The organism is Sphingomonas lenta (assembly GCF_002288825.1).
Classification (GTDB): domain Bacteria; phylum Pseudomonadota; class Alphaproteobacteria; order Sphingomonadales; family Sphingomonadaceae; genus Sphingomonas; species Sphingomonas lenta.
On record NZ_NSLI01000003.1, the window covers coordinates 129889 to 153814 of the forward strand.

At 70.3% G+C, this 23926-nt stretch carries 26 protein-coding genes; 14 read left to right on the forward strand and 12 right to left on the reverse strand.

Annotation, left to right across the window (positions count from 1 at the left end):
* Nucleotides 1–25 precede the first annotated feature (25 nt).
* The 3 genes from CKY28_RS19265 to CKY28_RS07905 all read left to right on the forward strand — a co-directional run bounded on the left by CKY28_RS19265 (nucleotide 26) and on the right by CKY28_RS07905 (nucleotide 2697).
* Nucleotides 26–874, forward strand: a complete 849-nt coding sequence (locus tag CKY28_RS19265; RefSeq protein WP_095997813.1) for a cold-shock protein — start codon at nucleotides 26–28, stop codon at nucleotides 872–874.
* Nucleotides 875–1262: 388 nt separating this feature from the next.
* The gene (locus CKY28_RS07900; RefSeq protein WP_245841713.1) at nucleotides 1263–2336 is read left to right on the forward strand and encodes a glutaminyl-peptide cyclotransferase; all 1074 of its coding nucleotides are present in this window, start codon (nucleotides 1263–1265) and stop codon (nucleotides 2334–2336) included.
* 58 nt (nucleotides 2337–2394) lie between these two features.
* On the forward strand, nucleotides 2395–2697 hold the full coding sequence (locus CKY28_RS07905) for a hypothetical protein (protein ID WP_095997814.1): 303 nt from the start codon (nucleotides 2395–2397) through the stop codon (nucleotides 2695–2697).
* Between the two features lie 6 nt (nucleotides 2698–2703).
* On the opposite strand, the gene CKY28_RS07910 is transcribed toward CKY28_RS07905, so the two are convergent.
* Nucleotides 2704–4605: a DUF262 domain-containing protein gene (locus CKY28_RS07910; RefSeq protein ID WP_095997815.1), complete on the reverse strand. Its 1902-nt coding sequence runs from the start codon at nucleotides 4603–4605 to the stop codon at nucleotides 2704–2706.
* Nucleotides 4606–4785: 180 nt separating this feature from the next.
* Here CKY28_RS07910 and CKY28_RS07915 point away from each other — a divergent pair, with 180 nt between their 5' ends.
* Nucleotides 4786–5319, forward strand: a complete 534-nt coding sequence (locus CKY28_RS07915) for a DUF4142 domain-containing protein (RefSeq protein WP_095997816.1) — start codon at nucleotides 4786–4788, stop codon at nucleotides 5317–5319.
* 198 nt (nucleotides 5320–5517) lie between these two features.
* On the opposite strand, the gene CKY28_RS07920 is transcribed toward CKY28_RS07915, so the two are convergent.
* Nucleotides 5518–7107 (reverse strand): cisplatin damage response ATP-dependent DNA ligase, encoded by a 1590-nt coding sequence (locus CKY28_RS07920; RefSeq protein ID WP_095997817.1) that lies wholly within the window; start codon nucleotides 7105–7107, stop codon nucleotides 5518–5520.
* Nucleotides 7108–7156: 49 nt separating this feature from the next.
* Between CKY28_RS07920 and CKY28_RS07925 the strand changes: the two genes are divergently transcribed.
* Nucleotides 7157–7969 (forward strand): metallophosphoesterase, encoded by an 813-nt coding sequence (locus tag CKY28_RS07925; RefSeq protein ID WP_245841715.1) that lies wholly within the window; start codon nucleotides 7157–7159, stop codon nucleotides 7967–7969.
* Nucleotides 7970–8016: 47 nt separating this feature from the next.
* Nucleotides 8017–9285 carry an amidohydrolase family protein gene (locus tag CKY28_RS07930; RefSeq protein WP_095997818.1) on the forward strand — a complete coding sequence of 423 codons (1269 nt, stop codon included), beginning with the start codon at nucleotides 8017–8019 and terminating at the stop codon, nucleotides 9283–9285.
* Between the two features lie 7 nt (nucleotides 9286–9292).
* Here the strand turns inward: CKY28_RS07930 and CKY28_RS07935 are convergent, their stop codons facing one another.
* From CKY28_RS07935 to CKY28_RS07950, 4 genes are all read right to left on the reverse strand, one after another.
* Complete coding sequence (locus tag CKY28_RS07935) at nucleotides 9293–9799, reverse strand: DUF6265 family protein (RefSeq protein WP_095997819.1); 507 nt, start codon at nucleotides 9797–9799, stop codon at nucleotides 9293–9295.
* Nucleotides 9800–9947: 148 nt separating this feature from the next.
* Nucleotides 9948–10448 (reverse strand): Dps family protein, encoded by a 501-nt coding sequence (locus tag CKY28_RS07940; protein WP_095997820.1) that lies wholly within the window; start codon nucleotides 10446–10448, stop codon nucleotides 9948–9950.
* A gap of 62 nt (nucleotides 10449–10510) precedes the next feature.
* Entirely contained in the window at nucleotides 10511–11077 is a 567-nt protein-coding gene (locus CKY28_RS07945; RefSeq protein WP_095997821.1) for a TMEM165/GDT1 family protein, read from the reverse strand.
* A gap of 6 nt (nucleotides 11078–11083) precedes the next feature.
* Entirely contained in the window at nucleotides 11084–11392 is a 309-nt protein-coding gene (locus tag CKY28_RS07950; RefSeq protein WP_095997822.1) for a hypothetical protein, read from the reverse strand.
* A gap of 163 nt (nucleotides 11393–11555) precedes the next feature.
* Here CKY28_RS07950 and rpmG point away from each other — a divergent pair, with 163 nt between their 5' ends.
* Nucleotides 11556–11723, forward strand: coding sequence for a 50S ribosomal protein L33 (rpmG, locus tag CKY28_RS07955; RefSeq protein WP_095997823.1), 168 nt, complete (start codon nucleotides 11556–11558; stop codon nucleotides 11721–11723).
* 157 nt (nucleotides 11724–11880) lie between these two features.
* Here rpmG and CKY28_RS07960 read toward each other — a convergent pair whose 3' ends face one another.
* Nucleotides 11881–12243: a response regulator gene (locus CKY28_RS07960; RefSeq protein ID WP_095998554.1), complete on the reverse strand. Its 363-nt coding sequence runs from the start codon at nucleotides 12241–12243 to the stop codon at nucleotides 11881–11883.
* A 45-nt stretch (nucleotides 12244–12288) separates the two neighbouring features.
* Here CKY28_RS07960 and CKY28_RS07965 point away from each other — a divergent pair, with 45 nt between their 5' ends.
* From CKY28_RS07965 to CKY28_RS07980, 4 genes are read left to right on the forward strand one after another with little or no spacing between them, the layout of a single operon-like run.
* Nucleotides 12289–12567 carry a DUF3572 domain-containing protein gene (locus CKY28_RS07965; RefSeq protein ID WP_095997824.1) on the forward strand — a complete coding sequence of 93 codons (279 nt, stop codon included), beginning with the start codon at nucleotides 12289–12291 and terminating at the stop codon, nucleotides 12565–12567.
* On the forward strand, nucleotides 12564–13208 hold the full coding sequence (locus tag CKY28_RS07970; RefSeq protein ID WP_095998555.1) for a hypothetical protein: 645 nt from the start codon (nucleotides 12564–12566) through the stop codon (nucleotides 13206–13208). The genes CKY28_RS07965 and CKY28_RS07970 overlap by 4 nt, the downstream gene beginning before the upstream one ends.
* Before the next feature lie 14 nt (nucleotides 13209–13222).
* Nucleotides 13223–13684: a RidA family protein gene (locus CKY28_RS07975; protein ID WP_095997825.1), complete on the forward strand. Its 462-nt coding sequence runs from the start codon at nucleotides 13223–13225 to the stop codon at nucleotides 13682–13684.
* A 43-nt stretch (nucleotides 13685–13727) separates the two neighbouring features.
* Nucleotides 13728–14867, forward strand: coding sequence for a GNAT family N-acetyltransferase (locus tag CKY28_RS07980; RefSeq protein WP_095997826.1), 1140 nt, complete (start codon nucleotides 13728–13730; stop codon nucleotides 14865–14867).
* Here the strand turns inward: CKY28_RS07980 and CKY28_RS07985 are convergent.
* The 4 genes from CKY28_RS07985 to CKY28_RS08000 all read right to left on the reverse strand — a co-directional run bounded on the left by CKY28_RS07985 (nucleotide 14825) and on the right by CKY28_RS08000 (nucleotide 21171).
* A complete protein-coding gene (locus tag CKY28_RS07985; RefSeq protein WP_245841717.1) occupies nucleotides 14825–16435 on the reverse strand; it encodes a hypothetical protein in 1611 nt (536 codons plus the stop codon). The genes CKY28_RS07980 and CKY28_RS07985 overlap by 43 nt on opposite strands.
* 39 nt (nucleotides 16436–16474) lie before the next feature.
* Nucleotides 16475–18226, reverse strand: a complete 1752-nt coding sequence (locus CKY28_RS07990) for a hypothetical protein (protein WP_095997827.1) — start codon at nucleotides 18224–18226, stop codon at nucleotides 16475–16477.
* Complete coding sequence (locus CKY28_RS07995; RefSeq protein WP_095997828.1) at nucleotides 18226–19725, reverse strand: NAD(P)/FAD-dependent oxidoreductase; 1500 nt, start codon at nucleotides 19723–19725, stop codon at nucleotides 18226–18228. Before CKY28_RS07995 ends, CKY28_RS07990 begins: the two co-directional genes overlap by 1 nt.
* A 228-nt stretch (nucleotides 19726–19953) precedes the next feature.
* Nucleotides 19954–21171, reverse strand: coding sequence for an argininosuccinate synthase (locus CKY28_RS08000; RefSeq protein WP_095997829.1), 1218 nt, complete (start codon nucleotides 21169–21171; stop codon nucleotides 19954–19956).
* A 110-nt stretch (nucleotides 21172–21281) separates the two neighbouring features.
* Here CKY28_RS08000 and CKY28_RS08005 point away from each other — a divergent pair, with 110 nt between their 5' ends.
* From CKY28_RS08005 to CKY28_RS08015, 3 genes are read left to right on the forward strand one after another with little or no spacing between them, the layout of a single operon-like run.
* Nucleotides 21282–21692 (forward strand): EF-hand domain-containing protein, encoded by a 411-nt coding sequence (locus tag CKY28_RS08005; protein WP_095997830.1) that lies wholly within the window; start codon nucleotides 21282–21284, stop codon nucleotides 21690–21692.
* A gap of 57 nt (nucleotides 21693–21749) precedes the next feature.
* Complete coding sequence (locus CKY28_RS08010) at nucleotides 21750–22136, forward strand: EF-hand domain-containing protein (RefSeq protein ID WP_095997831.1); 387 nt, start codon at nucleotides 21750–21752, stop codon at nucleotides 22134–22136.
* A 46-nt stretch (nucleotides 22137–22182) separates the two neighbouring features.
* Nucleotides 22183–22575 carry a DUF1801 domain-containing protein gene (locus tag CKY28_RS08015; protein ID WP_095997832.1) on the forward strand — a complete coding sequence of 131 codons (393 nt, stop codon included), beginning with the start codon at nucleotides 22183–22185 and terminating at the stop codon, nucleotides 22573–22575.
* Nucleotides 22576–22699: 124 nt separating this feature from the next.
* Here CKY28_RS08015 and CKY28_RS08020 read toward each other — a convergent pair whose 3' ends face one another.
* Nucleotides 22700–23920 carry an SAM-dependent methyltransferase gene (locus CKY28_RS08020; RefSeq protein ID WP_095997833.1) on the reverse strand — a complete coding sequence of 407 codons (1221 nt, stop codon included), beginning with the start codon at nucleotides 23918–23920 and terminating at the stop codon, nucleotides 22700–22702.
* Nucleotides 23921–23926 lie beyond the last annotated feature (6 nt).

Sequence of the window (23926 nt, forward strand, 5' to 3'; positions counted from 1 at the left end):
CGAGTCGGGAAGACGAACAGGGCTTATGAGTTACGACAAGGGTGGTCGCGGCAACCGTGGAGGCCGCGGGCGCGACAAGCGGGACAGCTTCGGCGGCGGCGACGATTTCGGAGGCGGTGGCGGCTTCGACAGCGGCGGCTTCGGTGGTGGTTTCGGCGGCGGTGGCGGGCGCGGCGGCTTCGGCGGCGGCGACCGGTTCGGCGGCGGCGGTGGCGGCTATGGCGGCGGCGGTGGTGGCCGCGGCGGCTTCGGCGGCGGCGGTGGCGGCTTCGGTGGTGGCGGCGGAGGCGGCTTCGGCGGCGGCCGCGGCATGCCGCCCCAGGTCGTCGGCGAAGGCACGGGCGTCGTCAAGTTCTTCAACGCGCAGAAGGGCTTCGGCTTCGTGGTGCGCGACGACGGCGGCGAGGACGTGTTCGTTCATATCTCCGCCGTCGAGCAGGCGGGCTTGACGGCGCTGGCCGAGGGACAGCCGCTCGGCTTCACGCTCGTCGACCGCGGCGGCCGCATCTCGGCCACTGAGCTCAAGATCGAGGGCGAGCCCATGCCCGTCACCGAGCGCGCCCCCCGCGAGCCGCGCGAGGGCGGCTTCGGCGGCCCCCGCGGTGGTGCGAGCGGTGGTTTCGGCGGCGACCGCGGCGGCCCGCAGCGCCAGCTTACCGGCGAAAAGGCGACGGGCACCGTCAAGTTCTTCAACGCCATGAAGGGCTTCGGCTTCATCCAGCGCGACGACGGCCAGCCAGACGCGTTCGTGCACATCTCCGCCGTCGAGCGCGCAGGGATGGCAGGGCTGAACGAGGGCGACCGCCTGCAGTTCGAGCTCGAGGTGGACCGGCGCGGCAAGTACGCGGCGGTGAACCTGCAGCCCGCTTCGTAAGCTTCGGCCGATCGACGTTGAAAGCCCGGTCTCTTCGTGGAGGCCGGGCTTTTTCGTGTCCGCCCGGATCGAAGAGGACAGAGTTCACGCGAAGACGCAAAGGCGCGAGGAGCGCCTCCGCGTAGCGGCTTCATCTCTGCTCTTCGAGCGGGCGCTGCCCGACGGGTTGGTCCCACCCTCTTAGCGCCTTCGCGTCTTTGCGTGATCATTCTAGTTCGCGCGGAGGCGCGGAAAGGGTGTGCGGGACGCCGCGGCATCGCCTTCTTCCCAGCGTGGCCGGAAGATATTGCCGCTACGCGGCGGGTGACCTCTCCGCGTCCTTTGCGCCTCCGCGTGATCTCAATCAACGGCGGTGGCGCTTGCACGCAGCGACACTTAGATACCCCGCGTGACCAGCCACTTATCCACTCTCGGCCGCCCGCTTGGCCAAGCGCTGAACGGGCTCGCCGCGCTGATCTGCACCGCGAGCCTGTTCGCGACGGTGGCGGCGAGCAGCGGTGCGGGATGGCCGCGCGTCGGGGAGGCGAACGCGCCTGCGGCCGAGCCGGAGCCTGAGGCGGCGCTGCTGGCGATGGCGACGGAGCCGGATATGCGAAGCGTCGATCTGCCATCCGCCGGTACGGTTCCACTATCGAGCGCGATCTCGATTCCGGGCGTGATCGCGGCCGTGCGGGACGGGTTGGGCGGGCGGTCCGCCGTCGGAACGGGTTTCCAGGCGCAGGCCGCCGCGGTCGGCCAAGCATCGGGCGCGAATGGCGCCGACGTGCCCTTGTTCGACGCCCGCGTCGTCGCGCGCCATCCGCACGATGCACGCGCCTTCACGCAGGGGCTGATCTGGCGCGACGGCGCGCTCTACGAGAGCCTTGGTCGGCCCGGCGAGTCGGAGGTGCGCCGCGTTCGCCTGGCCGACGGCCGCGTGCTCGCCCGCGCGCCCATCCCGCCCGACCAGTTCGGCGAGGGGCTCGCGTCCTATAGGAACGAACTGATCAGCCTCACCTGGCAGCACGGGATCGCGCACCGCTGGAACGCGCGCACGCTGAAGCGCGTAGGCGAGTCGCGTTATCCGGGCGAGGGCTGGGGGCTGGCGGCGGCGGGCGGCGAACTGGCGCTGTCGGACGGTACCCCGACGCTCCGCTTCTTTGATCCCCGGACCTTCGCCGAGCGGCGTCGCGTCACCGTCACCTTACGCGGCCGGCCGTTGCGCGACCTGAACGAGCTCGAATGGGTCGACGGCGCGCTCTGGGGCAATGTGTGGCACACGCCCTATCTGGTGCGGATCGACGCGAAGACGGGCGCGGTGACGGCGATTGCCGACCTGTCCGCGATCGTGCGCGAGGTCGGCCTGGCCGATCCGGAGGCGGTCGCGAACGGCATCGCCTGGGACGGACAAGAGCGGCGACTGTTCGTCACCGGCAAGCTCTGGCCCCGGCTGTTCGAGATCAAGTTGGAGCCGCGCCCCTGATCCGGAACACGGGCGCAACAATTCGGTTTATCGCCCGAACGACAGGGAGTTGGCCCAAGTGAAACAGCGCATCACGATCTTCACCGCGTGCCTGCTCGGGTTGGCGGCATGCGACGGTCCGCAGGAGGACCGGGGCGAGGTCACCGACAACGCGGCCGGCGTCGTCTCGAGCGAGGACGCGATCGAGAGCGGCCCCAACGAGACGCTGGGCGAGGCGCGCGACGACGCGGCGGAGAGCGCCAACGAGGCGCGCGAGGCGCAGGCGGACGCGCTGGAGGACCAGGCCGACCAAGCGCGCGAGGAAGCCGACCAGCGCGCGGAGGCGCTGGAGGATCAGGCGGAAAAGGCGCGGGGGCGGTAGCGCCGCTTACCCGCGCTGGGCGAGTCCTGTCGCGAGCGGGTGCGGCCAGATCGTGACCGCACGCTCGGCCAGTTCGGCGCTGCGCTCCTCGATCGCGGCCTCGTTCCACTCGCCGCGGCTGGCAAACCACTTGTTGAGCGCGAGCAGGCTCGCGTCGAGCTTGGCGCGTTTTTCCTCGAACATGCCGTTGCCCAGCGAGATGTTCAGCCGGTCGGTGGTCAGCGTCAGGTTGCCGAGCGTGTGGATCAGGCGTTCGCGCCGCTCGGCTTCGGGCTGCTCCGGCGCGCCCTCCGCGACCGGCAGCGGCCAGTGCGCTTCCCAGGACTGCGGCATCACATGCTCGATCCACAAGCTCGACGGCCTTGCCAGCGCCTCGGCAAAAGGCCCACGGCTCGCGACCTCCAGCTCCCACAACACGTCTTGGAGGCGCTCGCCCTTGTTGAACCACTTGTATAGCGGGTTGTTGCACATCGCCCAGCGGAGCTCGTCGTCCGACGGGAAGCGCACCGCGGGCCCCACGGGCTCGGCGAAGCTGTCCACGAGCGACGCGAGCGACGGTCCGCCGTCGCGCAGGAAACGCGCGCCGATCCGCTGGAATACGCCGTTCAGATTTTTGGCAGTCAGCCCGCAGATCGCGCGGCGGACGACGTAGGAGTAAAGCAGACGGTAGATCGCGCGTGCTTCGTCCTCGCTCAGGCCCGCCTCTGCGACCTGGAACGCGACCGGGTAGGCGGTGGTGACCTCCCAGCTCGCGAGCTTGCGGCCGAGCCAGTGGAGCGCGGTGCCTTCGCCGTCGGCGCCCTCCAGCGTCAGGTAGGTGGGCGCGAAGCGGGTCAAGGCGACCAACTCGTCCTCCACGCGCTCGAAACGCTGCTTGCCGCGCGGCCGGGCGAAGTTGCGGTACTCGGCGTAGAGTTCGCGAAGCGAGGTCGCCTGGCCCGTCAAGGCGGTCAGCACATGGCTGAGGAAATGGTCGAGCCGGGGCCGCGCGGGTCTGGCACCGGGGGCGACCTGTTCCCAGAACGGTTCCTCGAACGTACCCCATAGCCGGCGGTACAGGTTCTCCGCCGCTTCGCCCTGCGTCTCCGCACGATGGAAGATGTTGTTGCGGACCAGGTCCATCGCGAGCAGCGGCTTGCCCTTGCTGTTCAGCGTTTCAAAGATGACCTGCGCGTCGTCGCCCTCGCCCAGCGAGATCACCACCAGCTTCATGTGGCTGAGAAGCGCCTGCAAGAGCGCGTGGAGCCGGCGTGCGGCAAGGCCTAAGTCCTGGTCGCCGTCCGCTTCGTCGCCCACGTCGCGATCGCCTGCCGATGCCAGTCCGTAACGGGCATAGTCGTCGATCCACCACATGAAGCGCTGATAGGCGGCGAAGGCGAACGGCACGCCCGTCTGCCGCGGGTTGCCGTTCTGGAAGTAATATTCCGGGTAGCGTGTGCGGACCTCGTCGGCGGGACGCTCGATAATGGTGTGGATCAGGTCTCGGTCGGCCGGGGTGGGCGACAGCTTGAACCGGGTGAGCGGGTCGTCGTCGCCGCTCATCGGCTGGTTGAACAGATAGGGCCGGATGCCCTGCACGATGTCTTGGACGCCGCGCCGCTCCGCCACCTCGCGCAAGGCGGCGAGGAAGAGCTGGAAGGTGGTGAGCCGCTGCTGGCCGTCGACCACCTGGATGCGCGGCGTGACGCCCACATTGTAACCGTCGCCGCCGGGCGCGAGGATCAGCGCCCCCATGTAATGCTGGAAGCGGAGCTCTCCGGAGAGCGCCTCGTCCGCCTTGGCCACCACGTCGTGCCAGAAAGGCGCCAGTTCCGTGTCGCTCCACTGATAGCGGCGCTGGTAGATGGGCACCATGAAGCGGCGCGGGTCGCGTAAGACCTCGTTCACGACATAATCTTTGGCGTCCATGCTTCCCCCCGTTTCCTCGGCGGGATAGGCAGTACCGCGGATCAGTCGACAGCCGAAGTGTCCATTTCGGAGCCGATCGGCATGTGACGATGCGGGTGGCTTCTAACCTCCATCAATCGTTGAACTTTGCTCCGAGCCGCCCGTTGCCCGTTCCGGGCGGGCTGAGAAGAGGAGCGCGAGATGGATCGCAAGACCTTCGGGACGACGATGCTCATGGGATCGCTGGGTTTGGCCGCGGCGCCCGCCATGGGCCAGGGCCGGCGCATGGGCCAGATGATGAACATGATGCAGATGGGCCCGCCCGAGCGCCGCCACATCACCGACACGCTGCAAGTCGGCGCGGTGGCGCTGGAGACGAGCCGCCTGGCGCAGAGCCGAGCGCAGAACCCGATGGTGCGCCAGTTCGCCAACTTCGAAGTGGAGGAGCAGACGGGGATCGCGACGATCCTGCGCGAGCTGATGCCCATGGTGCCACCTCCACCGCCGCCCGCCGACCGGCAGATGATGCAGCAGCTGGCGTCGATGAACGGCGCGGAGTTCGACCGGATGTACCTGACGGGCCAGCTCGACGGGCACAACCGGCTGCGCCAGATCCAGGAGACGTATCTGTCGCAGGGGCGGAACACGCATAACCGGCATATCGCGACGTTGGCGCGGGGGCGGATCCTGGAGCATATTCAGGATGTGCAGACGCTGCAGGGCGCACGCGGCTAGCGACAGCTAGCCGCGAGACGCCCAAAGCCGGCCGGCGCGGGCCCGCCCGCGTTCGACGACGCGGCTTCGCCGCGGCGGGGCTAATGTGGTCGATCCCGACTCTCGCGCGAGCGGGGCGAGGGCGGCCTCGCCCCGTGACGTCGGACGGGCTGTGGCCCGCCGGCCGGCGTCGGCTGAACCGCCGAAACATTACGTCGGCTAGGTGACTAGCCGACGTAATGTTTCGATGCGGTCCGCCTCCGCCGCCGGCTTATCCGTCCGAATCCGCGCGATCCGCGGAAACCGCATCGCCACGCCCGATTTGTGCCGCGTCGACGCGTGGATCGAGTCGAACGCGATCTCCAGCACCATGGTCTTCTCCACCTCGCGCACGGGGCCGAAGCGGTTGAGCGTGTGCGTGCGCACGAACTTGTCGAGGAAGCGCAGCTCCTCGTCGGTGATGCCGCTATACGCCTTGCCGACGGGCTGGAGCTCGCCCTCCTCGTTCCAGCAGCCGAAGGTGTAGTCGCTGTAATAGCTCGACCGCCGCCCGGAGCCGCGCTGCGCATACATCATGACGCAGTCGGCGGTGAGCGGGTCGCGTTTCCACTTGTACCATAGGCCCGCGCGGCGGCCGCCGACGTACGGGCTATCGCGCCGCTTGAGCATCACGCCCTCGATCGCCGCGTCGCGCGCGCCCGCGCGGATCGCCTCCAGCTCGGTGAAGTCCTCGGCCTCGATTACCCCCGACAGGTCGAAGCGGTCGGGGTCTAGCCGGGGCACGAACGCCTCCAGCCGCTCCCGCCGCTCCGTCCAGGGCAGGTGCCGAATGTCCTCCGTCCCGTCGACGAGCATGTCGTAGAGGCGGACGAAGGCGGGGTAGTCGCTCAGCATCTTCTGCGAGACGACCTTGCGCCCGAGCCGCTGCTGAAGCGCATTGAAGCTCGCCGCGCCCTCCACCTCGATGCCGGCGCCCTGGTGCTCGCCCTTCACCATCAGCTCGCCGTCGACGACGCCCGGCTCGCTGAACGCGCCCGCGACGTCGGGGAAGGAGCCGGTCACGTCGTCGCCCGTGCGGCTGTAGAGGCGTGTCTGGTCGCCGACGCGCACGATCTGGACGCGGATGCCGTCCCATTTCCACTCGGCCGCATACACGTCGAGCGACACGCGCGCGTCCTCCAGCCCGTGCGCGAGCATGAAGGGGCGGAAGGTGGGGACGTCGGCGGGGGTGGGCTGCGGGGCGCGGCCCTCCAGCCATTCGAACAGGGCCGTGTAGGGCGGCTCGAGCCCGTGCCACAGCTCCTCGATCAGGTCGACGTCCTGCCCGTAGGCTTGCGCGAGCGCGGTCTTGGCGAGGCGCGCCGAGAGGCCGATGCGCGTCTCGCCGGTCGCCATCTTGAGCAGCGCGAACCGTTCCTCCGCGTCCAATCGGTCGAGCATGCGGCCGAGCTCGGCGGGTGCGTCGGAGCGCGACAGGTGGCGCAGGCGCTCCACCGCCTCCGTCACGCTGATAGGCGCGGGATCGGCCGGCACGATGGGTGCGGGCCAGAGCAGCGACACCGTCTCCGCCGTGTCGCCCACGAAGTCGCGGCTCATGCGGAAGAGCACGGGATCGACGCGCGTCTCCACCAGCGCACGGATCAGCGCCGGCTTGACCGCGGGGAGGTCGAGGTCCTCGGTCAGCGCCGCCATCGCCCAACCGCGGTCCGGGTCGGGCGTGGCCTTCAGATAATCCTCGACCAGCTTGAGCTTGGCGTTGCGGCTGCGGGTGTAGATGAGCGAGTCGAGTAGCGCTGCGAAGGCGTGCATGGGGTGCGAACGCATAGGCAAGCCCGCGCGCTCCCGCTAATCGTTACGGGTGCGTCGCTTTCTCCGTCCGCTGCTGATCCTATTCCTGATCGGGGCCGCGTCGCTCGCCTGGATGCACGCGCAGGCGCGGCGCGATCCCGTGGTCCGGCGCGCCGCCGTGTCGCTGCCGAACTGGCCCGTCGGCGAGCGGACGGTACGCTTGCTGTTGTGGAGCGACCTCCACCTCGGAGACCGGGCGACCGACCGCGCGCGACTGGAACGGCTGGTGGCGCAGGCCAACGCGCTCCGGCCCGATCTGGTGGTGCTGGCGGGCGACTACATCGCCGGACACGAACCGCGCGACGCGCTGGTCGCGCCGGGGCTGTCCGCGCTGAGCGGGTTGCGCGCGCCGCTGGGCACGGTCGCGGTGCTCGGTAACCACGAGTACTGGACGGACGCGCCCCGCGTGCGCCGCGCGTTGGAAGGGGCGGGCGTGACGGTGCTCGCCAACCGAGCGGTGCGCCGCGGCCCGCTCGCGGTCGGCGGGATCGACGACATGGTCAACCGCCGTGAGGACGTGGTCGCCACCGCTGCGGCGATGCGGGAGGTGGGCGGCGCGCCGCTTGCGGTCTCCCACTCGCCCGACGTTGCGCCGAGGCTTCCGGCCGGGCTGCCGCTGCTGCTGGCCGGGCACACGCATTGCGGCCAGATCGTGCTGCCGGGGTGGGGGCCGCCCGTCGAGGTATCCGCGCCGCGCTACCGTTGCGGGCTGGTGCGCGAGGGCGGGCGGCTGACGGTGGTCACGGCGGGGACGGGGACGAGCGTCCTGCCGCTCCGCTTCGGCGCGCCGCCGGATTGGTGGCTGCTGACGCTGGGCGGGTAATCGGGCCGGGGCTGGCGCGTTCGATGGGCGCTGATAGGCTGCGCCGCATGACGCGCCTCCTCGCCACCCTCCTCCTGGTCCTCGCCGCCGGTTCGACCGCGGCGCAACAGGCTCCGCAGCCCGCCGCGCGGGCGCCGGCGCTGCACCTGCGGGGTGGGCAATGGTTCGACGGCGAGCGGTTCGGCCCAAGCGAATGGTACGCGGTCGGCGGGCGGTTCACGCGAACCCGGCCCGCGCGCGTCGACGCGGTCGTGGACCTGACGGGCCGCTGGGTGATCCCGCCGCTCGCCGAGGCGCACGCGCACGACCTGCAGAACAGCTGGAACGCCGCGAGCAACGCCGCCGCCTACCTCAGGCGCGGCGTGCTCTACACGGTGCAGATGTGCGCGACGCCGGGCGACGTGGCGCCGTACCGCGGGTTCCTGGACGGGCCCGCGGCACCCGACGTGCTGTGGGCGGACGGCTGCATCTCGTCGTCCGACGGGCATCCGCTCGGCATGGCGCTGGCGGGCGCCAAGGCGGCCGGCATGGAGGTCAAGCCCGAGGACGTCCGCGACAAGAGCTATTGGTCGGTCGACACGCCCGCCGACCTCGCCACGCGCTGGGACCGGATCGCGGCATCCAAACCCAAGCTGATCAAGGTGATCCTGATCGACGCGGCGAACTACGCGGCCAACCGCGCGAACCCGGCGCTGTTCGGGCATAACGGCCTCGACCCCGCGCTCGTGCCCGAAATCGTACGGCGCGCGCATGGCGTAGGCGCGAAGGTGGCGGCGCATATCGACACCGCCGACGATTTCGCGCGCGCGGCGGGGGCGGGCGTCGACATGGTGGCGCACCTGCCCGGCTACCGCTTCGCGCGCGGCAAGACGGCGGCGGATTACCGTCTGTCGGACGCGGCGATCGCGGAGGCGAAGCGGCGAGGAACGGTCGTGATCACCACGGTGGCGGCGGCGCGCTACTTCCTCCAGGCCAGGCCCGGCGAGCGCGCGGCGCTCATGGCCAACCACGCCGACAACCTCCGGCGGCTGCGCGCGGCGGGGGTGCGGCTGGCGCTGGGCTCGGACGTCTATGGCGGGTCGGTGGTCGACGAGGTGCGGGCGGTCGACGGCCTTCAGGTGATGACGCGGCCCGAGCTGCTGCGCGTCGCCGTCGCCGACACGCCACGGCTCCTGTTCCCCGACCGACGGGTGGGCGCGTTCGCGGAAGGCGCGGAGGCGAGCCTGGTGGCGCTGGAAGCGGACCCGCTGGCGGACCTGGGCGCGCTCGAACGCGTGGCGCTGGTGATCAAGCGCGGGGCGGTGCACGCGCCTTGAGCCGCGGTCAGCGCCTCACCCGACGATAGCGGAAGCTGACCTCCTTGGGGCCGCCCTCGCCGCCGATGCGCACCGTTGCGGTCATCGCGTCGGGTCCGGTGCGCTTGAGCGTCAGGCCGTCGAAATAGGCGGCGTCCCCATCAATCGCGACCAGCGGGAACTCGACCGCTTTTTTCGGCTTGGCGTCCTCCCAGCCGGTCAGGTCGGCGTTGAAGTGGCGCAAGCGGTAGACGAGCGAACGCCCACGCGGCGCGATCTGGAGGAGCTCGTAGAACATGACGCCGCCCTTGGGGTCGGTCTGGACGAAGTGGCCGGCGATCTGCCCGGCTTGGGGCGCGGAGTAGACCTCGGTTGCGGGCGCGCCCAGGCCGTCGCCGGTCCAGGCGCCTTCTAGCCAGGCGAGCTGGTCGATCGTGGCGGGGGGTGAAGGCGCGCCGGGGGCGAGGGAGCGGGTTTCCTGGGCGGCAACGGGCGCGGCGGCGAGTAGGAAGGCGAGGGTGGTGGGTTTTAGCATCGGCGAGTCCTCCCGGGCGGGAGGGTAGCGGATGTGGGGTGAAAGGCGAATCGCTGGGGAGCGCCGCGGCGAAGCCACGTCGTCGATCGGGTTCGGCTGGGCCGACCCGTCGGCCGCTCGGCGAGCTTTTCGGAGAGCTAAGCTTGGCTTAGCTCCTCCGGCTCGCCTCGAACAGGAACCAAGCCCTCTCTTCCGCCTGGTCGATCCACTCGTCCGCCAGGCTCGACGTCGCCGTATCCCGAGCCTCCTCCGCCCGCTCGCGCGCGTCGCGGAAGACCTCGACGAGGTGAAGGTTGTCCTCGCGCAGCGTCGCCAGCATGTCGTGCGGCGGCACGAAATCGCGGTCGTCGTCGCGGATCGTCTGGCGGCACGCGATATCGCCGATCGAGCGGAGCGTCGTGTTGCCCGTCTTGCGCACGCGCTCGGCGATCACGTCGGTAACGGCCAGGATCTGCGCCGCCTGCTCGTCGAGCATCAGGTGGTAGTCGCGGAAGTGCGGGCCCGAGACGTGCCAGTGGTAGTTCTTGGTCTTGAGATAGAGCGCATAGGCGTCGGCGAGCGCGACATTGAGCGCGTCGGCCACCGTGCGCGTGTCGTTGCGGTTGAGGTCCGTGGGCGTGTCGAGGGGCACGGGGGCGGCGTCGGCCATGGCGGTGCTCCGATGCTAGTCGGAGGCGGAACGACGCGACCGCCGATTGGCTCCCGCCTCGCTCAGACGAGGCGCAGAGCCGACAGCCCGTTCCAAAGGCCTGCGATGAGGAACAGCGCGGACGCGATGCGGCGCAGGAGCGATTGGGGCAGGGCGGTCCAGCCGCGCTCGCCAGTGAACGCCGCGGGCGCGACGACGGCGAGCGCGCCCAGCGTGGCGCCGACCCCGGCCGCCCAGGGCAGCTCGGACCGGGCGGCGAGGGCGAGCACGATGAACTGCAGCCCGTCGCCGAAGAAGAGGATGAACAGCCCGGCCGCGCTCGTGCCGAATGCGCCCAAACGCCAGCGCTCAAGCCGGTCGGGCGCTCTTACCCGGAGCAGGCCGCCCGCGCCCTGAAAAACCAGCGCTAGCGCCAGGAACAGCCGGCCCGCCTCGGGCGTCAGCTTGCCCGCGACCAGCGCCGCGCCCGCGCAGGCGAGGAGGCTCGCGGCGAGCAGCGCGATTGCGGCTGCTGCGGTGACGATGGGGGGGTTGCGGTAGCGGTCCGCCAGGACGGCGGCGAGCCAGGCGGGCCGGTCGCCGACCTGCGCGAGCGCGCCGGCGACCAGCGCCGCCATGAGCGCGTCCACTTGAGGTCAGCCGTTGAACCTGACCGCGCAGGCGGCGGCGAAGGTGTCGCAGGCGGCCGCGTCGTGCCGGGCGCTCGCCACCGCGTCGTTCAGCACCGACAGCCAGCCATGCACCAGCGGCCCGTGCTCGCCGCGCGACAGCGCGTCGTCGAGCAGGTGCGCGACGGTGACGGCGGGGTGCATGCCGGCGCGGTGCGCGATGGCGCGGATGGCGTCGATCTCCTGCGCCAACTCCACGCGCGACGCCGTGCGCGCGCCGATCGCGGCGATGCGCCCGTGCAACTCCGTCCTGACCCCCTCCAGCCCTGCGTGCATGGCGCGTCCTCCTTCGGGCGATCATGCTGCGCCGGAAGGCGTGAAGGTCACGTTAAGGTGCGTGACGGTTGACTTGAGCAGCCGCTTCCGTCATGAGCCGCCGCCTGTCGAGCGGTGGGCCCGTGCCCGCCGCTTTTTCACGTTTCGTCCGAGGATTAGGCCCGTGGCCAAGCCGACCACCGTCAAGATCAAGCTCGTGAGCTCCGCCGACACCGGCTTCTTCTACGTCACCAAGAAGAACCCGCGGACCAAGACCGAGAAGCTCTCCTTCCGCAAGTACGACCCCGTCGCGCGCAAGCACGTCGAGTTCAAGGAAGCGAAGATTAAGTGAGCGCCGGGCGGCTTGCGCCAGCGAAGCTGACGCAAGACTCGCCCAAGCTCGGCCGGCCTAGCTTCAGCTAGGTTCGACGACGCGGCTTTGCCGCGGCGTACTTCTTCTAGTTCAGCCAAAGAGCCGCGGCCGCCCTCGTCCGCGGCTTTTTCGCGCCTCACGCCAGCGCCTTCACTTCGCTCATGAACCGATGCAGGCTGATCGGCTTCGACACGTACGCCTTGGCACCCGCACCACGTAAGCGATCCTCGTCGTCGCGGCCCGCGTACGCGGTCACCGCCATCACCGGTATCGTCCGCAGCTCGGGATCGGCCTTCAGCTCCAGCAGGATATCGTAGCCCGTGACGTGGGGCATCTGCACGTCCATGACGATGAGGTCGGGGCGGAAGTCGCGCGCGCGCGCCACCGCGTCGCGCCCGTCGCGCACCGGCTCGGCGGAGTAGCCGTGCGCGCGCAACAGGTCGCAGAACAGTTTCAGGTTGAGTTCGTTGTCCTCGACAACGAGCACCTTGGGCACCAGATTCCCCCTTCCCTCCACCGCCCCTCGCTTACCGGATGTAACCCATTGCGCGACAGAGACACAATTCCCGATGCGACGGCGCTCGGCCTGAAAGCCCTGGTCTGGACCTTATCCGAGCCCGATCGCGCCCAGCGGCTGCTCGACGTGACCGGCCTCGACCCCGCCGACCTGCGCGCCCGCGCGGGCGAGCCCGCCGTGCTGTCGGCGGTGCTGGGCTTCCTGGAGGCGCACCAGCCCGACCTCCTGGCGTGCGCCGAGGAGTTGGAGGTGAAACCGGAAGCGCTGGTCCGGGCGCATGAGGAGCTGGAGGGCCCGAGATGGTGAGGCCGCTGCTCATCTGCGACTGCGACGAGGTGCTGCTGCACATGGTACGCCACTTCGGCGACTGGGTGGGCGAGCGGCACGACATGGACTTCACGGTCGGCAGCCCGGAGATCTTCTCCTCGCTCCGCCACCGCGCGACGGGCGAGGCGCCCGGCCGCGAAAAGGTGTGGGAGCTGCTCGACGGCTTTTTTCCGCATGAGATGGGGCGGCAGACGCTCGTGCCGCACGCGGCCGAGTCGCTGGCGGTGATCGCGGAGCTTGCCGATGTGGTGATCCTCACCAATTTGGGCGACCAGTGCCGCGAGCCGCGCATCGAGCAGCTGGCGCGTTTCGGCATCGAGCACCGCGTCGAGTGCAACCGGGGCGGCAAGGGCGACCCCGTGGCGACGCTCGTCGCGGAGCACGGCCACCCGGTGACGGTGTTCGTCGACGATCTGCCCGTCCACCACGAGTCGGTCGCGGCGCACGCGCCCGAGGTCCACCGGCTACACATGGTGTCCGAGCCCGAGCTCGCGCCGCACATCCCGCTCTCGCCCCACGCGCACGCGCGCATCGACGACTGGCGGGATGCGACGCGCTGGATCATCGGCCGCTTCACCGCCAGCCTGCCCGCCACGGACTTGACCCGCGCGGAAGCTTGAGACAGCGGGCGGGCATGGACGCACAGATCGACGCGAAGCTGGCCGAGCTCGGCCTCACCCTCCCCCAGGCCGCGGCTCCCGTCGCGGCCTATGTGCCCGCCGTCGAGGCCGGTGGCATGCTGCACCTGTCCGGCCAGCTGCCCTTCCGCGACGGCCAGGTCGTGACCGGCCGCCTAGGCGACGGGCTGACGCTGGAGGAGGGCCAGGAGGCCGCCAAGCTCTGCGGCCTGATGGTGGCGGCGCAGATCAAGGCGGCGCTGGGCGGCTTCGGGCGCGTGAAGCGGATCGTGAAGCTCGGCGTGTTCGTCAACTCCGCGCCGTCCTTCACCGACCAGCCCAAAGTCGCGAACGGCGCGTCGGAGCTGATGGTGGCGCTGTTCGGCGACGCCGGCCGCCACGCGCGCTCAGCGGTTGGCGTGGCCGTGCTGCCGCTGGGCGCCGCGGTCGAGGTGGACGCGGTGGTCGAGCTCGGCTGACCGGGTTGGAGCGCCAGGCTGGCGCTCCTATGTTGCGGCGCGCATGACCGACGCCGTCACCGCCCGCCTCGCCGACGGCGTCCGCCAGATCGCGCGTGAGGAGTGGGACGCGTGCGCGGGGACGGGCAATCCGTTCGTCTCCCACGATTTCCTGTCGATCCTGGAGGAGTCCGGCTCGGTCGGCGGCCGGTCGGGCTGGCAGGCGGTGCCGATCGTGGTGGACGGTGAGGACGGTGCGCCGATCGCGGTCGCGCCCGCCTACGCCAAGAGCCACAGCCAGGGCGAGTATGTCTTCGACCACGCCTGGGCCGACGCTTATGAGCGCGCGGGCGGGCGCTACTACCCCAAGCTCCAGCTCGCATCGCCCTTCAGCCCCGTGCCGGGCCCGCGCCTGCTGCTGCGCGACGACGCGGCTGCGTCCGCGCTGCTCGCGGCGGTGGAGGCGGTGGTCGACCAGCACGGGCTGTCGTCGGCGCACGCGACCTTCGTCAGCCCTGGGCAAGTGCCGCTGTTCGAGCGGCAGGGTTGGCTGATCCGCGAGGGCGTGCAGTTCCACTGGGCCAATGACGGCTACGCGACGTTCGACGACTTCCTGGCCGCGCTCGCCAGCCGCAAGCGCAAGTCGATCCGCAAGGAGCGCGAGGCGGCGGTGGAGGGGCTCACCATTCGTCACCTCACCGGCGCGGAGCTGACCGAGGCGCATTGGGACGCGTTCTGGCGCTTCTACCAGGACACCGGCAGCCGGAAGTGGGGTCGCCCCTATCTGACCCGTCGCTTCTTCTCGCTCCTGGGCGAGCGCATGGCGGACCGGACGCTGCTGATCCTTGCCGAGCGGGACGGCCGGCCGATCGCGGGCGCGCTCAACCTCCTCGGCGCGGACACGCTCTACGGACGCTATTGGGGCTGCGTGGAGGAGGTGCCGTTCCTCCATTTCGAGCTCTGCTATTACCAGGCGATCGACGCCGCGATCGCGCGCGGCCTCCAATACGTCGAGGCGGGCGCGCAGGGCGAGCACAAGCTCGCGCGCGGCTACGCGCCCGTCGCCACCTGGTCGGCGCATTATCTGCCGGACCCCAATTTCCGCACCGCCGTCGCCGATTTCCTTCGCCGCGAGCGGGCGGGGGTAGCTGCGGAGCGCGATTACCTGGAGGCGTTCACGCCGTTCAAGCGCTGCGCCGGCTGAGTGCGCCCAATCCGTTCTTTGGCGTCGACGCGGAGGAGCAGGTGCTCACCGTCGCGCCACACGGGCGTGAGGCCGCTCAGTAGCCGGGGATCGTAGGGCGGCGGCTGCAGGATCCAGACATAGTCGAACGCCTGTCGCGGAAACCCGGCTAGCGCCTTCTCGATCGGCCGCCACAGTTCGTAGCGGCACTGGCGGTCGGTGACCATCTGGCTGGGATCGTGCGCGTATCCGCGCGCGGGGAAGTAGCGCGTCGTCAGCAGCTGCGCGCCCGCCATCGACCATTGGTCGTTCGAGTAGGCGAGGCGCCGCACCAGCAGCATCGCCGGGATATGCTCCAGCCGCGAGTAGGCCCAGTCGTCGCGGCAGCGCCGGCCGACGAAGGTGACGACGCGCGCGCCCACGGGCACGTGCGGCAGCGCAGCGAGCGCGCGGTCGTAGCTCCGGTCGTAGAGCGCGTAGCTCCAGGTCGTGCCGCTCAGGCGCGCGAGGAAGAAGGCGAGCCCCAGCGCTGCGATCGTCGCGGCCCCCTTCAGCGACAGCCCGCGCTTGGGCCGGATCGCGATCAGCGCCACCGCCACGACGAAGGGGATGAGGCGCATGTCGGCATAGGCCGAGCCGAACACGATGCGCGGCAAGAGGAAGAAGACGAGGAGCAGGAAGAGCGCGGAGATGGCGAGGTTGCGCGAATACTCGATCCGTTCGTCGCGCACGCCCTTGAACAGGATCAGGTAGAGCACCGTCACCGACGCCACGTCCCACCAGATCCAGCGGTCGCGCAGGATCATCAGGATCCAGGCGAACTTCGCGCGGAAATTGAACCAGTCCCCCGTCTGGCCCGTGACATGGTCGCCCGACCGCCATGCGAGCATGAGCAGCATGGGCAAAGCCAGCGGCAGGCAGCCCAGGCCCGCCCTGATCGATGGGATGAGCCACCGCTTGGCGAAGCCCCGCTCGCCGCCGGCCAGGTCATGCTGGCGGATCAGCTCGGCCGAGAAGGCCAACACGCCCAGCACGCCCCAGCCGAAGGTGTGGCAGAGCCAGAGAAGGCACGAGAGCGGCACGAACAGCACCGCGCGCGGGCGCAGGCGGCCATAGCGCGCGAGCCGGAGCCACAACGCGAACCCGTTGAGCGCCAGCGCCATCGACAGCGCGAAGTTCACGAAGCCGAACTGGAACGGGTAGCCGTACGCCAGCGGCAGCGCGAACAAGGCGGTGGCGGGCACGCGCCCGTGCACCTCGCGCGCGATCCACAGCAGCCCCGCGACGGTAAGCGCGGGAATGGCCATGACGATCAGCTTGACGCCGAGCTCCAGCCCGAAGATCCGCGACAAGGGCTCGATCAGAAGATCGACGCCGAGGTTGCCGATCAGCTGCCATTGGAAGTCGTACCATTGCGCGAGGCGGGGCGCGTCGCCGATGTCCAGCTGGACGCGGTAACGACCCATATGGCCGGGCAGGTCGACGAGCGGCGGGACCTCGGGCCACCATAGCGGCACGGTCGCCAGCACCGCGGCCAGCGCCGCGAACCAACGGGTCTGCCACCAATGAAGCTGCTCAGGGGGAAGCACCGCCGCATCTAGCGGCGGGGCTCACCAGGGGGCAAGCGGTCAGCGCCGGATGACGCGCCAGACCCTGACGGGCGATCCCGGCAAGCGCACCGGCCGCAGCCAGTCGGGCGCGTCGCCGCGCTCGAGCCGCGCCCATAAGCCGTTCGGCGCGACGTACTTGTACAGCTCCGTCTCGTTCAGGCCCGGGCAGCCCGCGACATAGGCCGCGCCCGTGCCCTCCACCATCTCGCGCGCGCTCTCGGGCGGCGCGGTGAAGGTTCGGAACACGAAGTGGATGGCGTCGGCGTTGCGGTGATAGCCGCCCGATATGCCGCGATGCGCGCTCGTCGCGAGCATGTCGGGCGTGACGTCGATGGGTGCGAAGACGACGGAGGGGGGCAGGGCGCGGACGGCGCGGATGTCGGCGAACTCGGTGCACGGCTCGGGCCCGTCCGCGGGCGCGGCCTCCTCCGCCGCGCCGCCGAGCGACGCCAGCGCGGCGAAGGCCACGCCCGGCGAGGCGAGCAACAGCGCGCCGGCCGTGGCGACCACGCGCGGGACGAGGCTGCCGATCGCGCGCGCCCGGCGCAGCAGCCGGAGCAGCAGCACCGCCGCGCCCGGCGTCGCGACGGCGTTGGCGACGCCGCCCGCGCGGATCACGGTGGCGGCGACGATCGTGGCGGCGACCAGGACCGCCAGCGTGATCGCCCAGGCCGGGCGGCGCTCGGCGGCCGCGTCGCGCCAGGCGAGCCAGGTGCCGACGATCCCGAACAGCGGCAGCCCCAAGGTCGCGGCCGCCACCACGGGCAGCTGGCGCCACACGGGGAGCCCCTCGCGCACGCTGTCGTACCAGAGGTCGCGCACGAGCGGGGGCAGGGTGGCGAACGGCCCGCTCGCGCAGCGGGGCTCGATCAGGAGCAGCACGGCGGCCGAGGCCAGGGCGGCGGGAACGAGCGCGCCCACCCGCCAGCGCATGTCGGGCGCGGGCAGGCGCGTGGCGACGGCGACGCCCGCGGCGGCCGCGGCGAGCGCGGCGAGCCACACGGGCGAGACCGCGTCGCAGGCGGACAGCATGAAGCCCGGCCCGCGCGTCGCGCCGTGCATCAGGGCGGCCGCGCCCGCTAGCGTCCAGAGCTGCGCGAGCAGAAAGGCGCGCCGCGCGGGCTCGAACGCCCAGGCCAGCGCGGCCACGCCCGCCGCCGCGACGGTGAACGGCAGGCCTTCCAAGGATATGGTGAGCAGGGTGGCGAGCGCGAGCCCGGACAGCGCTCCGTTGCGGGCGTCGGCGCGACCCGCGAGCGGGATCAGGGCGGCGACCGCGCAGGCGATCTGCCAGGCATGATGGTCGAGCCGCATCGGCTGGACCTGGATCAGGATCGGGATGGCGAGCGGCACGACCAGGACGGCGAGCCGGGCCGCCTCCGGCCCCGCCAGGCGCCGCGTCAGCGCGGCGCACAGGGCGAGGATGACGAGCAGCGTGGCGGCGGGCACGATCGCGCCGGCGACGCGGTCGGCGAGCGCGGGGCCGACCAGCGGATCGAAGACGAGGAGCGTCGCGGCGATGGGCAGGTCGACGAGCCGCGACCAGTGCATCGGGAAGTCACCGCCGTTCAGCCGATGCTGCGCCACGTCCCACCAGCTCTGCCCCGCCAGCCAGTCGCGCACCTGCATCAGGCGCATAGCGTCGTCGGGATCCGGAAAGAGCAGATGGGGGATGCGCTTGCCCCAGCTATACGCGGACAGCGCGAGCGCGAGCAGCCAGGCGCCGACCACCGCCGGCCAGAGCCGGTCCTGGAGGGACCGGCCCAGCATCAGGCGGCGATCCGGGTCGGCACCGCACGCACGCTGTTCAGCGCCGCCTGCTCGCCTTCGCGGCCGGCCTCGTGGTACTCGGCGTCCTCGTTGACGCTCCAAATGTCGTACACCCGCTCGCCGGCCTGGATGTTGCGGACGGTCAGCATCGCCGTCATCATCGCATGGTCCTGGTTGTTGTAGCGGTGCATGCCGTTGCGGCCCACGCAGTGGAGCGTCGGGTGGCGCGCCTCCAGCTCCTCGCGCATCGCGTCGACATTGTCGCGGTAATCGTCGTCGTAGACGGGATAGGCCTTCTCCTGGCGCACCACCACGCCGCCTTCGACCTGGGAGGGTTCGAGCAGGCCCAAGGTCGCCATCTCGCGCGTCGCGAGCGCCACCAAGTCGTCGTCGGACGAAGACCAGAGCCCGTCGCCCTCGAAGCAGAAATATTCGAGGCCGACGCAGGCGATCTCGGGGTCGGGCACCATCTCGGGCGACCAGGAGCGGAAGTTCTGGACGCGGCCGACCTTCACCTTCGAATCGTGGATGTAGATCCAGTTGTCGGGGAACAGGTCGGGCGAGCGCACCATCAGCGCCACCGTCAGGAAGTCGCGGTAGCGTAAGGCGGACGCCTGCGGCAGCGTCTGCGGCAGCGGATGGAGGCGACCCGCCAGCTCGCGCATGGGTGCCGAACAGATGACGTGGCCGGCGTTGATCGTGACCTTCTCGCCCGCCTGATCGGTCGCCTGCACGACCCAACGTCCGGTCGCGTCGTCGTGACGAAGCTGCTTGAGCGCGTGGCCCATCAGCACGCGGTTGCCGTGCTCGACCACCCGGTCGCGCGCGGCGTCCCACATCATGCCGGGCCCGAGCCGCGGATAGCGGAAGGATTCGAGCAGCGTCTTGGTCTGCATGCCGTCGTTCGGGCGCTTGTTGAGGCCGAGCGAGCGCTTGAGGCCGTCCAGCACCGCCGCGCCGAGCGACAGGCCCTTGATGCGCTGCGCCGCCCAATCGGCCGACATCCGGTCGCAGGGCATGCCCCAGACCTTCTCGGTGTAGGTCTTGAAGAAGATGGAGTAGAGCTTCCAGCCGAACTGGTTGACCACCCAGTCCTCGAACGAGCGGACGTTGGGGTTGGGCCGCAGCTTCGCTTTAAGATAGCTCGCCATGCACAAGCTCGAGCGCCAAAGCCCAAGGTTCGCCAGCGCCTCGAAGGCGCGCAGCGGGTAGCTGTAGAACTTACCCTCGTAATAGATGCGGCTCATCCGCGGCCGCTCGATGAAATCGTCGGGCAGCAGCTCGTTCCAGAGGTCGACGACCTCCTTCGACTTGGAGAAGAAGCGGTGGCCGCCGATGTCGAATCGGAAGCCCTGATGCTCGACCGTGCGGCTGATGCCGCCGACATAGGTCGGGTCGCGCTCGATCACGGTGACGGAATAACCGGCTTTCCCCAACAGGTAAGCGGCGGTCAACCCCGCCGGCCCCGCGCCGATCACCGCAACGTCGACTGCACCCATGTCCCACGTCCCCCTTTGTGTACGGGGGAGGGATGAACGAGGATGGTTGAAGGGCGGTTAATGGGCGGGCCGTCCTAAATTCCTCCCCCGCCCACGGCGGGGGAGGGGGACCAGCCGTAGGCTGGTGGAGGGGGAGCAACGGGATGCGGCAGCGCCCTGCACCCCCTCCACCACGCCGCAAGCGGCGCGGTCCCCCTCCCACGCTTACAGCGGGGGAGGAATTCGGCTCTACCTGTCCCGCCGCCCGAGCAGCCTCAGTCGCAACGCGTTGAGCTTGATGAACCCCGCCGCGTCGCGCTGGTCGTACGCGCCCTGGTCGTCCTCGAAGGTGACGACCTTCTCCGAGTAGAGCGAATGGGGCGAGCGCCGCCCGGTGACGTGCACGCCGCCCTTGTAGAGCTTGAGGCGGACGGTGCCCGTGACCTTGTCCTGGCTCGCGTCGATGGCGGCCTGGAGCATCTCGCGCTCGGGCGAGAACCAGAAGCCGTTATACACCAGCTCGGCGTAGCGGGGCGCGAGCTCGTCCTTCAGGTGCGCCGCGCCGCGATCGAGCGTCAGCTGCTCGATCGCGCGGTGCGCGGCGTGGAGGATGGTGCCGCCGGGCGTCTCGTACATGCCGCGCGACTTCATCCCGACGAAGCGGTTCTCGACGAGGTCCAGGCGGCCGATGCCGTGCGTGCGACCGAGGTCGTTCAACCGCGCCAGCAAGGACGCGGGGCTCAGGCCCTCGCCGTTGACCGCGACCGCGTCGCCGCGTTCGAAGTCGATGGTGATCACCTCCGGCGTGTCGGGCGCGTCTTCCGGGTTCACCGTGCGCGAGAAGACGTAATCGGGCACTTCGTCCCACGGATCCTCCAGCACCTTGCCCTCCGACGAGGTGTGCAGCAGGTTCGCGTCGGTCGAGAAGGGCGCCTCGCCGCGCTTGTCGCGCGGGATCGGGATCTGGCGCGACTCGGCGTACTCGATCAGCTTGGTGCGGCTCGTCAGGTCCCACTCGCGCCAGGGCGCGATCACCTTGATGTCGGGATTGAGCGCGTAATAGCCGAGCTCGAAGCGGACCTGGTCGTTTCCCTTGCCCGTGGCGCCGTGCGCGACCGCGTCTGCGTTCACCTGGGCGGCGATCTCGATCTGCCGCTTGGCGATTAGCGGCCGCGCGATGGAGGTGCCCAGCAGGTATAGCCCTTCATAGAGCGCGTTGGCGCGCATCATCGGATAGACGTAATCGCGCACGAACTCCTCGCGAAGGTCGTCGATGAACACGTGCTCGGGCTTGATGCCCATGAGCAGCGCCTTCTCGCGCGCGGGCTCCAGCTCCTCGCCTTGGCCCAGGTCGGCGGTGAAGGTGACGACCTCGCAAGCATAGGTGTCCTGCAGCCACCGCAGGATCACGCTGGTGTCCAGACCGCCCGAATAGGCGAGCACGACGCGATTGATCTGGTCGGTCACGGGCGGATCCTTCTGGCGGTGGCGGTAAATCGGGTGCGCCCCTATCTGCCGTTCAGATTCCGTACAAGCCTGCCCGCTATCGTCGCAGGCACCGCATTTTGGGAGCCTCCATGTCCGTGCGTTACTTCATCGTTCCGCTCGCCCTGCTCGCCGCGCCTGCGCTCGCCCAGGAGACGCAGGCCAGCGCCGCCGCCAAGTTCTCGCGCGAGTTCGCGCAGCTGGACCAGAACAAGGACGGCGTGCTCACCAAGGACGAGGTCACGCAGCGCATGGGCCGCGTGCGCGCCCAGACCAAGACGGGCGTGCAGAAGATCGACCCCACGCACACCAAACGCCTGGCCGACCTGTGGTTCGCCCGGGCCGACCTCAACAAGAACGGCAAGGTGACGGAGGCGGAGGCGCAGACCCTCTTCGCCGCGATCTTCAAGCGCTACGACCGCAACGGCGACGGCGTGCTGGGCGGCGAGCGTACGGCGGCGGGTCCCACCGCGCCTAAGGCCAAAGCGCCGGAAGGGCGCTGACGGATACAAGCGGGCGCGCGCCCGTTGGGCGGGGGCACCAGCGTTTCAGGAGTTCCCATGCGTTTCCTCCCCGTCCTGATCCTCATGGGCCTGGCCGCGCCCGCCATCGCCCAGTCGCCGCCGCCGAACCGCCAGGAGTCGCGCGCTTGGGTGCGCGCCCAGTTCGCGCGCTCCGATCTCAACCGTGACGGCGTGCTCTCGCGCGGCGAGGTGACGCAGGCCGTCAACCGCCATTACGGCCGCCTGTCGACGGGCCGGAGCCGCATCATGACCAACATGTGGTTCAACCGCCTGGACGGGAACCGGTCGAACTCGATCAGCCGGAGCGAGGCGCTGGGCGCGGCCGACGAGTTCTGGGGCCGGTTCGACCGCAACCGCGACGGCCGCATCGGCCCGCGCGAGCGGCCCGCGGCCGAGGCGTTCCTCCGCAACCCGGCGCGCTAGACTCTACTGTCCGCCCGCGCGACACTCCCGACGAGGGAGGACGCGCATGGCCGAGGATGTCGAGTCGTTGTTGGCGGGCGTCACGCCACCCGAACGTCAGACGGACGCCCGCGCGGTCGCGGCGCTCATGGGCCGCGTATCGGGCGAGCCAGCTGCACCCTGGGGCTCGATGATCGGCTTCGGCCGCTATCGCTACCGTTACGAGTCGGGCCGCGAGGGCGAGGCGTTCCGGATCGGCTTCGCGCCCCGCAAGAGCGAACTGGTGCTGTACCTGCTGGACGATTTCGCCCGCCGCGACGAGATGCTGGCCAGGTTGGGCAAGCATCGCACCGGCAAGTCGTGCCTGTACGTGAAGCGGCTGGCGGACGTGGACGCGGGCGTGCTGGAGCAGCTGGTCGCAGCATCCTGGCGACACATGGCGGAGAAGTACCCCACTTAAGCGCTCTTTCGTCATCCCGGACTTGTTCCGGGGCCCATCGTGGTGTGGACGATCCGCCCGGAGCGCGCGTACGACGATGGATGCCGGAACAAGTCCGGCATGACGGAGGAGGGTCGAAGGCGGTTCAGCGCAACCGCAGCTCCGCCTCTCCCACATAGTCCCGCACCACCGGCACCACCCGCCGCCCGCGCGCGAGCTGCAGTTGGTAGTTGCACAAGCCCCCGAACTCGAACGCCGCCGCCGCGCCCGCGAGGTAGAAGATCCACATGCGCCAGAAGCGCTCGTCGTACATCGCGACGATCCGATCGCGCGCGGCGACCGCGCGGGCGTACCAGTGGCGGATCGTCCAGGCGTAGTGGAGCCGGAGCACCTCCACGTCGGTCGGGAACAGGCGCAGGCCCTCATACGCGCGCACGATCTCCGACAAGGCCGGGTTGTAGCCGCCGGGGAAGATGTACTTGGCGGTCCAGGCGTCCGTCACGCCGGGCTTGCCCATCCGCCCGATCGTGTGGAGCAGCATCGCGCCGTCGTCCGTGAGCAGGTCGCGGCACTTGGCGAAGAACCGCCGGTAGTGCGGCGGGCCGACATGTTCGAACATGCCGACCGACACGATGCGGTCGAACCTGTCGGACACGTCGCGATAATCGCGGAGCTCGAAGCGCACCTTGTCGGCGACGCCCGCCGCCTCGGCGCGCGAGCGGGCGACGGCGAGCTGCTCGGTCGACAGCGTCACGCCCAGCACTTCCGCGCCCGTCTTCCGGTGGAGGTACAAGGCCAGCCCGCCCCAGCCGCAGCCGATGTCGAGCACGCGCATGCCGGGTTCGAGCAGCAGCTTGGCGGCGATATGCGCCTTCTTGTCGGCCTGCGCCTGCTCCAGGCTCACGCCCGGGTCGGTGAAGTAGGCGCAGCTATATTGCAGGTCCTCGTCGAGGAAGAGCCGGTAGAAGTCGGCCGAGAGGTCGTAATGGTGCGCGACGTTGCGCCGCGACCGCCTGCGCCAGTTGAACCGGTCGACGCGGTAGCGCGCTCGCGCGAGCGCGCGGCCCGCGCCCGACTTCAGCGCGCCGCCGCCCGCCTCCCAGGCGTTGGAGGCCTTGAGCATGCGGACGAGGTCCCACACCTCGCCCTCATCGACAGCCAAACGACCGTGGGTGAACATCTCGCCCGCGCCCAGCGCCGGATTTGAAAGGATCGCGCGCTCCGCGCCGCGGTCGGCGAAGCGGATGGTGACGTCGGGGAAGTCGGGGTCGCTGCTCCCGAACGTCGCGCGCGATCCGTCGGGGTGGACGACCGTCAGCCGGCCGCGCTTGACCGCTCCGCCTAAGAACCGGTCGATCAGCGGCACCGGGTC

Excerpts from the sequence above, each read along its gene's own strand:
- CKY28_RS19265 (WP_095997813.1), top strand. The coding sequence starts at position 26 with ATGAGTTACGACAAGGGTGGTCGCGGCAACCGTGGAGGCCGCGGGCGC.
- CKY28_RS07910 (WP_095997815.1), bottom strand. The coding sequence starts at position 4,605 with ATGGACGCCAAAGATTATGTCGTGAACGAGGTCTTACGCGACCCGCGC.
- CKY28_RS07915 (WP_095997816.1), top strand. The coding sequence starts at position 4,786 with ATGGATCGCAAGACCTTCGGGACGACGATGCTCATGGGATCGCTGGGT.
- CKY28_RS07920 (WP_095997817.1), bottom strand. The coding sequence starts at position 7,107 with ATGCACGCCTTCGCAGCGCTACTCGACTCGCTCATCTACACCCGCAGC.
- CKY28_RS07930 (WP_095997818.1), top strand. The coding sequence starts at position 8,017 with ATGACGCGCCTCCTCGCCACCCTCCTCCTGGTCCTCGCCGCCGGTTCG.
- CKY28_RS07935 (WP_095997819.1), bottom strand. The coding sequence starts at position 9,799 with ATGCTAAAACCCACCACCCTCGCCTTCCTACTCGCCGCCGCGCCCGTT.
- CKY28_RS07940 (WP_095997820.1), bottom strand. The coding sequence starts at position 10,448 with ATGGCCGACGCCGCCCCCGTGCCCCTCGACACGCCCACGGACCTCAAC.
- CKY28_RS07950 (WP_095997822.1), bottom strand. The coding sequence starts at position 11,392 with ATGCACGCAGGGCTGGAGGGGGTCAGGACGGAGTTGCACGGGCGCATC.
- CKY28_RS07975 (WP_095997825.1), top strand. The coding sequence starts at position 13,223 with ATGGACGCACAGATCGACGCGAAGCTGGCCGAGCTCGGCCTCACCCTC.
- CKY28_RS07980 (WP_095997826.1), top strand. The coding sequence starts at position 13,728 with ATGACCGACGCCGTCACCGCCCGCCTCGCCGACGGCGTCCGCCAGATC.
- CKY28_RS07990 (WP_095997827.1), bottom strand. The coding sequence starts at position 18,226 with ATGCTGGGCCGGTCCCTCCAGGACCGGCTCTGGCCGGCGGTGGTCGGC.
- CKY28_RS07995 (WP_095997828.1), bottom strand. The coding sequence starts at position 19,725 with ATGGGTGCAGTCGACGTTGCGGTGATCGGCGCGGGGCCGGCGGGGTTG.
- CKY28_RS08005 (WP_095997830.1), top strand. The coding sequence starts at position 21,282 with ATGTCCGTGCGTTACTTCATCGTTCCGCTCGCCCTGCTCGCCGCGCCT.
- CKY28_RS08010 (WP_095997831.1), top strand. The coding sequence starts at position 21,750 with ATGCGTTTCCTCCCCGTCCTGATCCTCATGGGCCTGGCCGCGCCCGCC.
- CKY28_RS08015 (WP_095997832.1), top strand. The coding sequence starts at position 22,183 with ATGGCCGAGGATGTCGAGTCGTTGTTGGCGGGCGTCACGCCACCCGAA.